The sequence below is a fragment of the Caballeronia cordobensis genome (assembly GCF_001544575.2).
GTDB lineage: Bacteria > Pseudomonadota > Gammaproteobacteria > Burkholderiales > Burkholderiaceae > Caballeronia > Caballeronia cordobensis.
Genome location: NZ_FCNY02000035.1, coordinates 1 through 13,856 on the forward strand (window position 1 = coordinate 1; position 13,856 = coordinate 13,856).

Sequence of the window (13,856 nt, forward strand, 5' to 3'; positions counted from 1 at the left end):
TGAAACGACTCCACGCCGATGATAGTGCGGATCACCCGTGTGAAAGTAGGTAATCGTCAGGCTCCTCATGCCGCAAACAAAAACCCCACCCCAAAAAGGTGGGGTTTTTGCGTTGGGCGCGCCGTTTGCATCACGAGAGTTCGTTCCATCACGATGCCTTCTTCGAACACCCGACTTCTGTCGGTAGAATGGCATCGAAAGGTTGTACCCATCATGCCGACCTTCCCGGAGCGCATATGAGAACGAGCCTGTTGATTGCTGCCGTGAGCGCCGCGTTGCTTGTCGTGGCTTGCGGCAAAAAGAACGACGCGAGCGAGTCCAGCCTGGGCGACGCCATTTCCGCCGACATGAAAACCAACCGCGGCTTGCTATGCCTGAATCGGAGCGGCCGCGGCCCGTACGCATTCCCATCGGTGTACGGGAACCGGGATCTCAACGAGTACTCGGCCGCAGCGCTGCGCGAACAACTCGCAGCGCTCGAAAAAAGCGGTCTGATCGCGCGTGCGGCCGCGGCTCCGGCAACCACCAACACCAAACAGAATGGCATCGCGTACAGTTTGACCGGCGAAGGGCAGAAGTACGCGGTGGAAACGACACGGCCCGCAGGCGACCCCAACGCAACGAGCGATCCACGCGCGTGGATGCTTTGCTACGCGCACGTCAAACTCGGCAAGGTTGTCGCCTGGACCGAGCCTGATCCGACTGCGCATCGCTCGGACGTCACCTACACTTACAAGCTCGAAAACGTCGCCCCGTGGGCCGATGATCGCGACATCAAGCGCGCCTTCCCCGAAGTGACTGCCGCCGACCGCGAAGCCGGCGAAACGAAACTCCACCTCATCCTCGAACAGCGGGAAGACGGCTGGGTGCGAGTGGACTGAACGCCGACGCATGCCGATCTCCCCCTTTGATCCCTCCGCCGGCCCGCCGCGCATGTCCGACGTCGCGCGTCTCGCCGGCGTCTCGAAGATGACCGTATCGCGAGTGCTCGCCGGTCACAGCGTCGCGCTGGCGACGCGCGAGCGCGTGCAGAAGGCGATCGACGATCTCGGCTATGTCGCCGATGCCGCCGCGGGCGCGCTATCGTCCGGGCGCTCGGAATTCGTCGCCGTGCTGGTGCCGTCGCTCGCCAGTTCCAACTTCTCCGACACCGTGCGCGGCCTTTCCGCGTCGCTCGAACCGCACGGCCTGCAATTGCTGATCGGCGACACGGACTACCATCTGGATCGCGAGGAGCGGCTCGTGCGCTCGATGCTGCGTCATCAGCCGCGCTGCATCGCGCTGACCGGCTCACGTCATACGGAAGCGACGCGCACGTTGCTGCGCCGCTCGGGCGTGCCCGTCGTGGAGATGTGGGATGCGCCCGCCGATCCGATCGATGCTGCCGTCGGCTTCTCGAACGTCAGCGCCGCGCGCGAGATGGTGCGCTATCTTGCCGATCGCGGCTATGAGCGGATCGGCTTTATCGGCGGGGCGAGCGAACTGGATCGACGCGGACTGGATCGCCTGAAGGGTTTCCGCGCACAGATGAAGGCGCTCGGCCTGGATCACGAACGCATCGTGCGTCTCGGCGATTCGCCCATCACGATGAGCCACGGCGGCCCGGCGATCACCGCGCTCCTGGACACCTGGCCCGACACGCAAGCGGTGATGTGCGTGAGCGACATGTCCGCGTTCGGCGCGATAATGGAATGCCACCGGCGCGGCCTCGCGGTGCCTGACGATATCGCCGTGGCGGGCTTCGGCAATTTCGAAGTCGCCGCGTGCTGCACGCCGTCGATCACGACAGTCTCCGTCGACGCCTACGGCATCGGTTTGCGCACCGGCGAAACCCTGCTTGCGGCGCTCGAAGCGCGCGACCAGGGCATCACCGGGCCGTCCGGCAAGCGCCTGCGCGTAACCTATTCGGTCATACCGCGCGAAAGCGCCTGAGCCCAAGCAACATGGCGATTGCGTGCTAACATTGATTTCGATGTTACCGGTAACGAATCTATAAACGCAGCGTCGAATGTCGAACGACTGCGAGAAATCGGAGAGACACCCCATGCCCCAATCGAATCCGAAGCGTCTGCGCAGCCAGGAATGGTTCGACGATCCATCCCACGCCGACATGACCGCGCTCTATGTCGAGCGCTTCATGAACTACGGCCTCACGCGCGAAGAGCTGCAATCGGGCCGTCCGATCATCGGCATTGCGCAGACGGGCAGCGATCTCGCGCCGTGCAATCGCCATCACATCGAACTCGCCGCCCGCACGAAAGCCGGCATCCGCGATGCAGGCGGCATCCCGATGGAGTTCCCGGTCCACCCGCTCGCGGAGCAGAGCCGCCGTCCGACCGCCGCGCTCGATCGCAATCTCGCGTATCTGGGGCTCGTCGAAATCCTGCATGGCTTTCCGCTCGACGGCGTCGTGCTCACGACCGGTTGCGACAAGACCACGCCAGCATGTCTGATGGCGGCAGCCACCGTGGATATGCCCGCGATCGTGCTCTCCGGCGGCCCGATGCTCGACGGCTGGTACGAAGGCAAGCGCGTCGGCTCGGGCACGGTCATCTGGCATGCGCGCAATCTGCTCGCGGCGGGCGAGATCGATTACGAAGGCTTCATGCGGCTGACGACCGCTTCGTCGCCCTCGATCGGTCATTGCAACACGATGGGCACCGCGCTCTCGATGAACAGTCTCGCCGAAGCGCTCGGCATGTCGCTGCCGACCTGCGCAAGCATTCCGGCCGCGTATCGCGAGCGCGGGCAGATGGCGTATGTGACGGGCAAGCGCATCGTCGACATGGTGCGCGAAGACTTGAAGCCGTCGAAGATCATGACGCGCGAAGCGTTCATCAACGCAATCGTCGTGGCGTCCGCGCTCGGCGCATCGACGAATTGCCCGCCGCATTTGATCGCCATTGCGCGGCATATGGGCATCGAGCTGAGTCTCGAAGACTGGCAGCGTCATGGCGAACAAGTGCCGCTCATCGTGAACTGCATGCCCGCGGGCGAATATCTCGGCGAGAGCTTCCATCGCGCGGGCGGGGTGCCGGCGGTCATCAGGCAACTCGATGCAGCAGGACTCATCGAACGCGATTGCCTGACCGTATCGGGCCGCACGATCGGCGCGATCGCGAGCGATGCGCCCGCCGCCGACAACGACGTCATCCGCACCGCGGACGATCCCTTGAAACACGGCGCGGGCTTCATGGTGCTGTCGGGCAATTTCTTCGATAGCGCGATCATGAAGATGTCGGTCGTCGGCGAGGCGTTCACGAAGACCTATCTGAGCGAGCCGGGCGCCGAAAACACGTTCGAAGCGCGCGCGATCGTATTCGACGGCCCCGAGGACTATCACGCGCGCATCAACGATCCCGCGCTCGCCATCGACGAGCATTGCATTCTCGTGATTCGCGGCTGCGGCACCGTCGGTTATCCGGGCAGCGCCGAAGTCGTGAACATGGCGCCGCCCGCCGAGCTGATCAAGCGCGGCATCGATTCGCTGCCCTGCATGGGCGACGGAAGGCAGAGCGGCACGTCCGCGAGCCCGTCGATTCTGAATATGTCGCCGGAAGCGGCAGTCGGCGGCGGCCTCGCGCTCCTGCGCACGAACGACAAAATTCGCGTCGACCTGAACGCGCGCAGCGTGAACGTGCTGCTCGATGAGGCCGAACTCGAAAGCCGTCGCGCGCAGTCCGCATTCGCCGTGCCCGTGGCGCAGACGCCGTGGCAGGAGTTGTATCGGCAAACCGTGGGGCAACTGTCCACCGGCGGATGCCTCGAACCCGCGACGCTGTATCTGAAGGTGATCGAAGAGCGCGGCAATCCGCGCCATTCACATTGAGCGAGCCGCCATGTCCTACGCCATCTATCCGAGTCTCGTGGACAAGCGTGTCGTCGTGACGGGCGGCGGCAGCGGCATTGGCGCGGCGATCGTCGAGGCATTCGCGAAGCAGGGCGCGCGCGTGTTTTTCATCGATGTCGCCGAGGCCGATTCGCGCCGGCTCGAACAGACGCTCGCGGGCGAGCCGCATGCGCCGACGTTCCTGCATTGCGATCTGCGCGATGCCGCCGCCATCGAACGCGCGTTCGACGATATCGCCAACATGGCCGGTTCCATCGACGTGCTCGTCAACAATGCCGCGAACGACGATCGTCATCACTGGGACAACGTGAGCGCCGCGTACTGGGACGAGCGCATGGCCGTGAACCTGCGGCATCAGTTCTTCTGCGCGCAGGCCGCGGCGAAGCGCATGCGCGTGGCGAAGCATGGCGCGATCGTCAACATGGGCTCGATTTCATGGCATCTCGCGCTGCCCGAGCTCACGCTCTACATGACCGCGAAGGCCGCGATCGAAGGTCTCACGCGCGGGCTCGCGCGCGAACTCGGCGAACATGGCATCCGCGTGAACACGGTGATTCCCGGCGCCGTGCGCACGCCGCGTCAGATGAAGCTGTGGCAGTCGCCGGACAGCGAGGCGAAGCTCATCGCGCAGCAATGCCTGCACGAACGCATCGACCCCGAGCATGTCGCGCGCATGGTGCTGTTCCTCGCTTCCGACGACGCAGCGCGCTGCACCGCGCGCGACTATTACGTCGACGCGGGGTGGTTCGGCGCGTAACGCTACGGCTTCACGCGTGACTGCATGCGTTACGTTACGCGCGCATCGCGCCGGCGCGCCATCTTGAGCGTGGGCGCAAGCGTCGGCATCGTGCCGCTTTCGATGTGATGTTGCACGCCATCCGCGGCTTCGTGATAGTCGCGTTCGTCGAGCCAGTGCCAGACCGCCGCGAGAAAAAGGCCTAGCCCTGCATGCCCGCAGTGCGCGATGACATCGGCGATGCCTTCCGCGAGCGCGTCGTCGCGGCCCTCCGGCCGCATCGCGCTCGCCACGTGTGATGCGGAACGCGACACCAGCATCGCGTGCATCGTATGCAGTTGCGGGTTGAATGTGTTGATCGCGTTTCTTCTTTGACTGCCGCTCATGACGCCCCCGTGTCCGACGCTGCCGTGCTACGCGCTGGATGCAATGATCGCATCAATAAGAGCGCGCGCCGCAATTGATTTTCGAAGCACTGATTTTTCAGTGCCGGGGCGAGATAACGCAAGAAGCGGGCCGGTTTGCCATGCAGCGCGCGCTTAACCTTATGCGGCGCGGTCGAGCCGCTTTCGGACGATCGGCGGAAAAATCGCGTAAAGACGTCTTCGCGTGCATTTCGTACAATCGAATGCCCGCTTCGGCATGCCTTCGCTCAAAACATGCATGTTTTGTCATCTTTTTCGGCCAGCGTGATCCTGCGACGTTCCCGCGCCGCGTTATGCGCGCTTGCGCTGCTGGCGGGCTGCTCGTCGGGCACGCCCGCGCGAAGCGAAGAGGCCATTCCCGCGGCGCAAGCGCAACAACCGCAGCCTGAGCCGTTGCATCACGCGAAGCACACCGCGGCGGGCTTCGAAAACAACTACGGCCACTTGCCACGCGAATCGTTTCTGAAGTGGCGCTGGGAGCGCTTCACGCAGGGCTTGCCGAAGCCGCCCGCGAACGGCTATCACTTTCCGATGGCGCATCCCGATGTCGCGTGGCTCAAGGCGAACCGCTCCGTCGATACGCTCACGTGGATCGGTCACGCGAGCGCGCTCGTGCAGCTCGACGGCGTGAACATCCTTACGGACCCGGTGTTCTCCGAGCGCGCCTCGCCGCTTTCATTCGCGGGCCCGAAGCGCAAGACACCGCCCGGCCTCACGATCGATGAACTGCCGCACATCGATATCGTGTTGATCTCGCACAATCACTACGATCATCTCGACAAGCCGAGCATCGAGGCGCTCAACCGGCAGGCAGGCGGCCCGCCGCGCTTTCTGGTGCCGCTCGGCATCAAGCGATGGATGAACGACATCGGCGTGACCAACGTGCAGGAACTCGACTGGAGCGACGAAACGCACGCTTCGGGACTCGACATCTGGTTCGTGCCGGCTCAGCACTGGTCCGCGCGCACGCTCTTCGACCGCGCGGAAACGCTGTGGGGCAGCTGGGTCGTGAAGACGCCGGCGGGCGCGGCGCGTCCGTACTCGTTCTGGTTCGCGGGCGACACCGGTTATTCGCCGGATTTCCGCGATATCGGCGCGCGTTTCGGCGGCTTCGATCTCGCGCTGATTCCGATCGGCGCTTACGATCCGCGCTGGTTCATGCATGCGCAGCACGTCGATCCGGAAGAAGCCGTGCGCATCTTCGAGGATGTGCATGCGAAAAAGGCAGTCGGCATTCACTGGGGTTCGTTCGAACTCACCGACGAGCCGCTCGACGAGCCGCCGCGCCGTCTCGCCGAGGCCGCGCGCCACGCCGGCCTGCCCGCCGACGCGTTCACCGTGCTGAAACACGGTGAAATGATTCGTCTCCACACGGCGGATTCAAGCACGGCCACAATCGGCCGTTAACACGTCAGACACACGCTCTGACCGCGCGGCTTCGATGCGCCGGAATTCATCCTACAATTGAAAAGCCTCGTTGCCGGGGCGTGTTCGCGCTTGCGCGTTGCGCCAGCGACTTCATCCACTGCCAGGGCTCATCGCGTGAAGCAACTGTCTATTCGCCACCGCATTCTGGCCAGCTTCGGCATCGTTCTTTCGCTGATGCTCGTCATGGCCGCACTGTCGTACACGCTGCTCGGCGGCATCGACCGGGAAGCCAAAAGCCTCGAAGACGATTCGATGGTCGGCGTTACGCTATCCAACGATCTGCGCGCCGCGTGGTTCGAGACTTACACGATCACGCAACGGCTCGTCTTCATCGACAAGGACGCGGAGCAGACGCGCCGCGACACGCAGCGCCTCGCCGAAACGCGCGCGACGCTCGACAAGCTGATGGACACCTACGTGCCCACCATCTTCGAAGAAGACGATCGGCGCCTCTTCAACGCTTTCAAGCGCCAGCGCGAGCTTTACGCCCCGATTCAGGACGAGACGCTGCGCGCGCTCGCGAGCTCGAAAGAAGCGGCTGTCGAGACGTTCAACACGCGCCTCACGCCGGCATGGGAAGCGGGACAGAGCGCAACGCGCGCGCTCGTCGATCACAACGAGACGTTCAATGCGAAGTCGATCGAGAGTATTCGCGCCTCCGTGCAGAAGTCGGAGGTCACGCTCATCGTCATCATGCTGATTGCGATTGCCGCGGCAGCCGTGCTCGGCCTGATGCTGATGAAAGCGCTGACCGTGCCGATGCTGCGCATGGTCGATGTCGTCGACAAGATGCGCACGGGCGACTTCACGCAGCGGCTCGCGCTCGCGCGCCGCGACGAATTCGGCACGCTCGAAGCGGGCTTCAACCGCATGACGGACGAGCTCACGGGCCTCGTCAGCCAGGCGCAGAAATCGGCCGTGCAGGTGACGACTTCCGTGTCGGAGATCGCCGCGACCGCGCGCGAGCAGCAGGCCACCGCGAGCGAAACGGCCGCGACCACGACGGAAATCGGCGCGACGTCGCGTGAAATCTTCGCGACCGCGCGCGATCTGGTGCGCACGATGAACGAAGTGTCGGGCGTCGCGGAACAGTCGGCGGCGCTCGCGGGCACCGGTCAGGCGGGACTCACGCGCATGGAAGAAACCATGCGCCTCGTGATGGAAGCGGCGGGTTCGGTGAACGGCAAGCTCGCGATCCTGAACGAGAAGGCGGGCAATATCAATCAGGTCGTCGCGACCATCACGAAAGTCGCGGATCAAACGAATCTGCTTTCGCTGAACGCGGCGATCGAAGCGGAAAAGGCCGGCGAATACGGGCGCGGCTTCGCGGTCGTCGCCACGGAGATTCGCCGTCTCGCGGATCAAACGGCCGTCGCCACGTTCGATATCGAGCAGATGGTGAAGGAGATCCAGTCGGCCGTCGCGGCGGGCGTGATGGGCATGGACAAGTTCTCCGAGGAAGTGCGCCGCGGCATGCTCGACGTGCAGCAAGTGGGCGGACAGCTTTCGCAGATCATCCATCAGGTGCAGACGCTCGCGCCGCGCGTCTCGATGATCAACGAAGGCATGCAGACGCAGGCCACCGGTGCGGATCAGATTTCGCAGGCGCTGTCGCAATTGTCGGAGGCGGCGCAGCAGACGGCCGAATCGTTGCGTCAATCCACGCAGGCGATCGACGACCTCACGCACGTCGCCAACGGCTTGCGCACGGGCGTATCGCGTTTCAAGGTGGCTGCTTAAAGCAGGGCGCGCCGCGATGCTCTTCGTCCAGTTCACGCTCGGCTCCGACCGCTATCTGCTCGACAGCGCGCAGATCGAGCGCATGTTGCCGCTCGCGCCGCTCAAGACGCTGCCGGGCGCGCCCGCATGGGTGGCCGGCGTGCTCGATTACGAAGGCGCGAGCGTGCCCGTGATCGACCTCGCGGCACTCGCGCTTGCGCGTGCATCGCACGAAAGACTGTCGACGCGGCTCGCGCTCGTCACGTATCCGCGCCGCGATGAACATGGCGTGACGACGCCTCACCGGCTCGGCCTGCTGCTCGAACAGGCGACGCGCACGGTGACGTTCGACGCCGCTTCGTTCATCGATGCGGGCATCGACACGCCGCACGCGCGCTATCTCGGCCCGCTCACGCGCGACGAGGCGGGGCTGCTCCAGTGGGTGCGCATCGAGCATCTGCTGCCCGACGACGTGCAGGCGCTGCTCTTCGCCGGGAGCGCGGCATGAGCGCGCGGCCGAACGCCTTCGACGAACCGTCCGGCATCGGTGGTTTCATCGACCTGTTGCACCGGACAATCGGGCTCGACGCCGAGTCGATCGGGGCGAATTCGGTTTCGCGCGCGGTGCGGGAGCGCTACAGCCTGTGGCGCGACCGGGAAGGCGGCACGCTCGACGACTACTATCGCGCGGTCACGCAGGACCCGTCTTGCATGCAGGAACTGATCGAAGCGGTGGTCGTGCCCGAAACGTGGTTCTTTCGCGATCCCGAAGCCTTCGCCGCGCTCGCGCGTCTTGCACGCGTGCGTCTTCACGAACGTCCCGCGAGACCCATACGTGTGCTGAGCGCGCCGTGCTCGACGGGCGAGGAAGCCTATACGGTCGCGATGTCGCTGATCGAAGCGGGCATTCCCGCCGAGCGCTTCGCCATCGATGCGATCGACGTGAGCGAGCGCGCGCTCGCCATCGCCCGGCGCGCGCATTACGGGCGTAACGCGTTTCGCGGACGCGCGCTCGGCTATCGCGACCGGCATTTCCGCGCGGCCGAAGGCGGCTGGCAGCTTGATCCGGCCATCGCGCAAGGCGTGCGCTTCACGCAGGCGAATCTGCTGCAACTCGACGCGCACGCGTTCGAGCGCTTCGATTTCATTCTGTGCCGCAACGTGCTGATCTATTTCGATCGCGACACGCAATGCGCTGTGCTGCGCGTGCTCGACGGCTTGCTCGCGCAAGGCGGCACGCTCTTCGTCGGTCCGGCGGAAACAGGGCTTCTGATGCGCGAGGGCATGAGTTCCGCGAACATTCCGCTCGCATTCGCGTTCAATCGACCGGAGCGCGCGAGCACGAACGTTTTCAATGGCGCGTGGCCGGGCGTGCCCGCGATAAAGACGCCAACGCCGTTCGTCTTGCCCGCGTGGGCGAGCGCGCCGCCCGTCGCTCGCGCGAAACCTGTGGCCGTCGAAGCGCCCGTTCGAACCCGACCGGCAAACAACGACCTCGCGCAGGCGCGTGAGCTTGCCGATGCCGGCCAGCTCGACGCCGCCGCACTCGCTGCGCGTCACTATCTCGGCGCGAATCCATCGAACGCGGATGCGTACTATCTGCTCGGCGTGATCGCGGATGCGCGCGGCGCGCAGCAGGAATCGCGCGGGCATTATCGCCGCGCGTTGTATCTCGATCCCGCGCATCGCGAAGCGCTCACGCATCTTGCCGCATGCCTTTCGCTCGATGGCGATGAAAGCGGCGCGCGCCTCTTGCGCGCGCGTGCGGAACGCGTCACCGGGAGCGCGCGATGAACGCCCGCGACATCAATATCGCCGTCGATATCGACGATTGCTGGAACCGCATCGGCGTGCGTGGCGATGCGTCGTGCCCGAAGCTCGAACGCTACGTGCATTGCCGCAACTGCCCGACGCACGAGGAAGCCGCCTCGCGCATGCTCGACCGCGTGGAAGCGCGCACGTCCGTGGTCGCATCGTCCCCTGTGCGTCGCAACGACGACGAAGCGGACACGCTTTCGTGCCTCGTGTTTCGCATCGGCGGCGAATGGCTCGGCTTGCCGACACCGTTCTGCGCGCAAGTGGCGCAACTGCGGCCGGTGCATTCGTTGCCGCATCGGCGGCATCGCGCGGTGCTGGGCGTCGCGAACGTGCGCGGGCGGCTGATCGTCTGCGCATCGCTCGCCGCGCTCTTCGGTATCGAAACGAGCGAAAGCGCCATAAAAAGCGTGTCGATCGATGCACGCGAGCTCGGGCGGCTCGTCGTCATGCAGCGCGGCAACGGCGAGCACGAAGGGCCGATCGCGTTTCCCGTCGATGCGGTGGACGGCGTGCATCGCTTCACGCGCGCGCAACTTCAACCGGTGCCCGCGACGCTCGCGCAACGCCTGTCGTCGCATGCGCATGCGGTCGCCGCATTCAAGGACGCATCCGTCGGCCTGCTCGACGCGGAGCGTCTCATCGACAGCCTGAACCGGAGTCTCGCATGACGGGCATCGATCCCGGCCGCTCGTCGCTGCTCGACCTCTTTCAGGAAGAGGCGCGCGCCCAGGCGCAGATTCTCTCCGATGGCCTCATCGCGCTCGAACGCGCGCCGCGCGATCCGGTCACGCTCGAAGCGAGCATGCGCGCGGCGCACTCGCTGAAGGGCGCGGCGCGCGTGGTCGGCGTGCCGGTCGGCGTGACTCTCGCGCATGCGATGGAGGATTGTTTCGTCGCGGCGCAGGACGGGCGCATCGTGCTCGATGCGGGTCATATCGACATGCTGTTGCGCGGCGTCGATCTAATCGTGCGGATCGGCGAGGCGCGCGACATCGACGCGCAAACGGCGCTCGAACGCGACGTGGAGTCCTATGTCGAGGCGCTCAATGCGCGGCTCGAAGGTCAGGAAGCGCAGGAACTCACACAACACCAACCCCAGCCGCTCATCGAACACGAAGCAGCGCCTTCGCGCACGAACGACGCCCGCATGCTGCGCATGCGCGCCGACACGCTCGACCGTTTGCTGAGTCACTCGGGCGAATCGCTCGTCGAATCGCGCTGGCTGAAACCGTTCTCGCAATCGATGCTGCGCGTGAAGCGCATTCAGCACGATGCGAGCCGCGCGCTCGAACGCCTGCACGAAACGCTGACCGACACCCGCGCCGCGCAACTCGATGCACGCGCGCACGCGGCGCTCGACGAAGTGCGCCGTCTGACGGCAGAGGCGCATCGTCAATTGAGCGAGCGTCTCGCGGAGCTGGAGAATTACGATCGCCGCTCGACGCATCTCGCGCAGCAGATCTACGACGAAGCGCTCGCGTGCCGCATGCGTCCTTTCGTCGATGCAACCGGCGGCTTCGCGCGCATGGTGCGCGATGTCGCACGCGGACTCGGCCGCGACGTGCGGCTCGTCATCGCGGGCGAGACGACGCAAGTGGACCGCGACATTCTCGATCTGCTCGATGCGCCGCTCGGCCATCTGTTGCGCAACGCGGTCGATCACGGCATCGAGGAGCCGTCGTTGCGGCGCGCGCTCGGCAAGCCCGAAACCGGCACGATCACGCTCGAAGCGCGTCACAGCGCGGGGTCGCTGTTCATCAGCGTGTCCGACGACGGCGCGGGCGTCGATCTCGATGCGTTGCGCCGCGCGGTCGTGCGCAAGCAACTCGCGAACGAGGACACCGCTGCGCGTCTCACCGAAGCCGAACTGCTCGAATTCCTCTTCCTGCCGGGCTTCACGATGCGCGATGCCGTCACCGACGTATCGGGCCGCGGCGTCGGCCTCGATGCGGTGCAGGACGTCGTGCGGCAAGTGCGCGGCAGCGTGCGCGTGACGCAGGAAGCGCACGCCGGCACGCGCTTCACTTTGCAACTGCCGCTCACGCTTTCGGTGATCCGCAGCCTGATCGTCGACGTGGCGGGCGAGCCGTACGGCCTGCCGCTCGCGCATGTCGTGCGCACGCTCGTCTTGCCCGCGAGCGCCATCGATACGCTCGAAGGCCAGCAACATTTTTCCTTCGACGGCAAGCGGGTCGGCCTTGTCACCGCGCATCAGATTTTGCAGACGGCCGCGTTCGAAGCGGCGAGCGATGCGCTCAATGTCGTCGTGATCGGACAGGGCGCGGCGAGTTACGGCGTCGTGGTCGATCGCTTTCTCGGCGAGCGCATGCTCGTCGTGCAGCCGCTCGACAAGCGTCTCGGCAAGGTGCGCAACATCGCCGCCGGCGCGCTGATGGAAAACGGCGATCCGCTGCTCATCGCCGATCTGGACGACTGGCTGCGTTCCGTCGAAACGCTCGTCGGCAGCGGCGAACTCGGGCGCGTGGGCGCGGGCGCGGCGCACGCGAGCGTGGCGAGCGCGAAGCGCGTGCTCGTCGTCGACGATTCGCTGACGGTGCGCGAGCTCGAGCGCAAGCTGCTCGCGTCGCGCGGGTATGACGTATCCGTCGCGGTCGATGGCATGGACGGCTGGAACGCCGTGCGCGGCGCGGATTTCGATCTCGTCATCACCGATATCGACATGCCGCGTCTCGACGGCATCGAGCTCGTCACGCTCATCAAGCGCGATGCGCACCTGAGCGCCATGCCCGTGATGATCGTGTCGTACAAGGATCGCGCGGAAGACCGACAGCGCGGCCTCGATGCGGGCGCGGACTATTACCTCGCCAAGGGCAGCTTCCACGATCAGGCGCTCATCGACGCCGTGCGCGATCTGATCGGAGAGGCCAGGTCATGAAGATCGGCATCGTCAACGACGTCCCGCTCGCCGTGGAAGCGCTCCGGCGCGCGCTCGCTTCGCGGCCCGACTTCGAGATCGCCTGGATCGCGCACGACGGCCAGCAGGCCATCGACTATTGCGCGGCACACACGCCCGATGTCGTGCTGATGGATCTCGTAATGCCGAAAGTCGATGGCGTGCAGGCCTCGCGGACCATCATGGCGCGTTCGCCGTGCGCGATTCTCGTCGTCACCGTCGATGTCGGCGCGAACGCGTGGCGCGTCTATGAAGCGATGGGCGCAGGCGCGCTCGATGCCGTCGATACGCCCGCGCTCGCTGGCAGCGATGCGCGTCGCGGCGCGGCGGCGCTGATCGGCAAGATCGATCAGATCGGCGCGCGGCTCGCTTCGTCCAGCGTCGCGATCGCCTCGAAGAGCAGCGAGCGGCTCGTTGCGATCGGCGCATCGGCGGGCGGGCCTTCCGCGCTCGCGACGCTGCTCGGCGCATTGCCGAAGCATTTCGCGGCGGCCATCGTCATCGTGCAGCACGTGGATCGCGCCTTCGCGGAAGGCATGGCGCAATGGCTCGATGCGCAATCGGCGCTGCCGGTGCGCATCGCGCGCGAAGGCGACAGGCCGGCGCCGGGCGTCGTGCTGCTCGCCGCGACCAACGACCATCTGCATTTTGCTTCGGCCGGCCGCCTCGGCTATACCGCGCATCCCGAGCAATTGCCTTACCGGCCTTCGGTCGACGTGTTCTTTCAGAGCGTGACCGAGCGCTGGACGGGACGCGCGCTCGGCGTGCTTTTGACCGGCATGGGCCGCGACGGCGCGATCGGGCTGAAGTCGATGCGCGCGAAGGGGTATCACACGATTGCGCAGGACGAGGCGACGAGCGCGGTCTACGGCATGCCGAAGGCCGCGGCCGCGCTCGATGCGGCGGTTTCGATCCTGCCGCTGCCGCGCATCGCCGGCGCGATCGCCACGGCATTCGACTGACATC

The 13,856-nt window shown here is 65.6% G+C and carries 12 protein-coding genes; 11 read left to right on the top strand and 1 reads right to left on the bottom strand.

The window, feature by feature from the left end:
• Positions 1-236: 236 nt before the first annotated feature.
• The 4 genes from AWB70_RS36015 (at position 237) to xylB (ending at position 4,607) form a co-directional block, all read left to right on the top strand.
• A complete protein-coding gene (locus AWB70_RS36015) occupies positions 237-881 on the top strand; it encodes an SEN1982 family lipoprotein (protein WP_053568541.1) in 645 nt (214 codons plus the stop codon).
• Positions 882-933: 52 nt separating this feature from the next.
• The gene (locus AWB70_RS36020; RefSeq protein WP_060854253.1) at positions 934-1,932 is read left to right on the top strand and encodes a LacI family DNA-binding transcriptional regulator; all 999 of its coding nucleotides are present in this window, start codon (positions 934-936) and stop codon (positions 1,930-1,932) included.
• A gap of 112 nt (positions 1,933-2,044) precedes the next feature.
• The gene (locus AWB70_RS36025; protein ID WP_053568539.1) at positions 2,045-3,829 is read left to right on the top strand and encodes an IlvD/Edd family dehydratase; all 1,785 of its coding nucleotides are present in this window, start codon (positions 2,045-2,047) and stop codon (positions 3,827-3,829) included.
• Positions 3,830-3,839: 10 nt separating this feature from the next.
• Positions 3,840-4,607, top strand: coding sequence for a D-xylose 1-dehydrogenase (xylB, locus tag AWB70_RS36030; RefSeq protein WP_053568538.1), 768 nt, complete (start codon positions 3,840-3,842; stop codon positions 4,605-4,607).
• Positions 4,608-4,636: 29 nt separating this feature from the next.
• On the opposite strand, the gene AWB70_RS36035 is transcribed toward xylB, so the two are convergent.
• Positions 4,637-4,972, bottom strand: a complete 336-nt coding sequence (locus tag AWB70_RS36035; RefSeq protein WP_014250251.1) for a hypothetical protein — start codon at positions 4,970-4,972, stop codon at positions 4,637-4,639.
• Positions 4,973-5,245: 273 nt separating this feature from the next.
• Between AWB70_RS36035 and AWB70_RS36040 the strand changes: the two genes are divergently transcribed.
• The 7 genes from AWB70_RS36040 (at position 5,246) to AWB70_RS36070 (ending at position 13,852) form a co-directional block, all read left to right on the top strand.
• Complete coding sequence (locus AWB70_RS36040) at positions 5,246-6,418, top strand: MBL fold metallo-hydrolase (protein ID WP_374730274.1); 1,173 nt, start codon at positions 5,246-5,248, stop codon at positions 6,416-6,418.
• 135 nt (positions 6,419-6,553) lie between these two features.
• Entirely contained in the window at positions 6,554-8,179 is a 1,626-nt protein-coding gene (locus tag AWB70_RS36045; protein ID WP_053568537.1) for a methyl-accepting chemotaxis protein, read from the top strand.
• 16 nt (positions 8,180-8,195) lie between these two features.
• Positions 8,196-8,666, top strand: a complete 471-nt coding sequence (locus AWB70_RS36050; RefSeq protein WP_053568536.1) for a chemotaxis protein CheW — start codon at positions 8,196-8,198, stop codon at positions 8,664-8,666.
• The gene (locus AWB70_RS36055; protein WP_053568535.1) at positions 8,663-9,952 is read left to right on the top strand and encodes a CheR family methyltransferase; all 1,290 of its coding nucleotides are present in this window, start codon (positions 8,663-8,665) and stop codon (positions 9,950-9,952) included. Before AWB70_RS36050 ends, AWB70_RS36055 begins: the two co-directional genes overlap by 4 nt.
• Entirely contained in the window at positions 9,949-10,644 is a 696-nt protein-coding gene (locus AWB70_RS36060; RefSeq protein ID WP_053568534.1) for a chemotaxis protein CheW, read from the top strand. The genes AWB70_RS36055 and AWB70_RS36060 overlap by 4 nt, the downstream gene beginning before the upstream one ends.
• Positions 10,641-12,872, top strand: a complete 2,232-nt coding sequence (locus AWB70_RS36065; RefSeq protein WP_053568533.1) for a hybrid sensor histidine kinase/response regulator — start codon at positions 10,641-10,643, stop codon at positions 12,870-12,872. Before AWB70_RS36060 ends, AWB70_RS36065 begins: the two co-directional genes overlap by 4 nt.
• Positions 12,869-13,852, top strand: coding sequence for a chemotaxis response regulator protein-glutamate methylesterase (locus AWB70_RS36070; protein WP_014250258.1), 984 nt, complete (start codon positions 12,869-12,871; stop codon positions 13,850-13,852). The genes AWB70_RS36065 and AWB70_RS36070 overlap by 4 nt, the downstream gene beginning before the upstream one ends.
• Positions 13,853-13,856 lie beyond the last annotated feature (4 nt).

Bases quoted from the DNA above. Each gene is read 5' to 3' on its own strand.
- AWB70_RS36015 (WP_053568541.1), top strand. From the start codon at position 237: ATGAGAACGAGCCTGTTGATTGCTGCCGTGAGCGCCGCGTTGCTTGTC.
- AWB70_RS36020 (WP_060854253.1), top strand. From the start codon at position 934: ATGTCCGACGTCGCGCGTCTCGCCGGCGTCTCGAAGATGACCGTATCG.
- AWB70_RS36025 (WP_053568539.1), top strand. From the start codon at position 2,045: ATGCCCCAATCGAATCCGAAGCGTCTGCGCAGCCAGGAATGGTTCGAC.
- xylB (WP_053568538.1), top strand. From the start codon at position 3,840: ATGTCCTACGCCATCTATCCGAGTCTCGTGGACAAGCGTGTCGTCGTG.
- AWB70_RS36035 (WP_014250251.1), bottom strand. From the start codon at position 4,972: ATGAGCGGCAGTCAAAGAAGAAACGCGATCAACACATTCAACCCGCAA.
- AWB70_RS36040 (WP_374730274.1), top strand. From the start codon at position 5,246: ATGCATGTTTTGTCATCTTTTTCGGCCAGCGTGATCCTGCGACGTTCC.
- AWB70_RS36050 (WP_053568536.1), top strand. From the start codon at position 8,196: ATGCTCTTCGTCCAGTTCACGCTCGGCTCCGACCGCTATCTGCTCGAC.
- AWB70_RS36055 (WP_053568535.1), top strand. From the start codon at position 8,663: ATGAGCGCGCGGCCGAACGCCTTCGACGAACCGTCCGGCATCGGTGGT.
- AWB70_RS36060 (WP_053568534.1), top strand. From the start codon at position 9,949: ATGAACGCCCGCGACATCAATATCGCCGTCGATATCGACGATTGCTGG.
- AWB70_RS36065 (WP_053568533.1), top strand. From the start codon at position 10,641: ATGACGGGCATCGATCCCGGCCGCTCGTCGCTGCTCGACCTCTTTCAG.
- AWB70_RS36070 (WP_014250258.1), top strand. From the start codon at position 12,869: ATGAAGATCGGCATCGTCAACGACGTCCCGCTCGCCGTGGAAGCGCTC.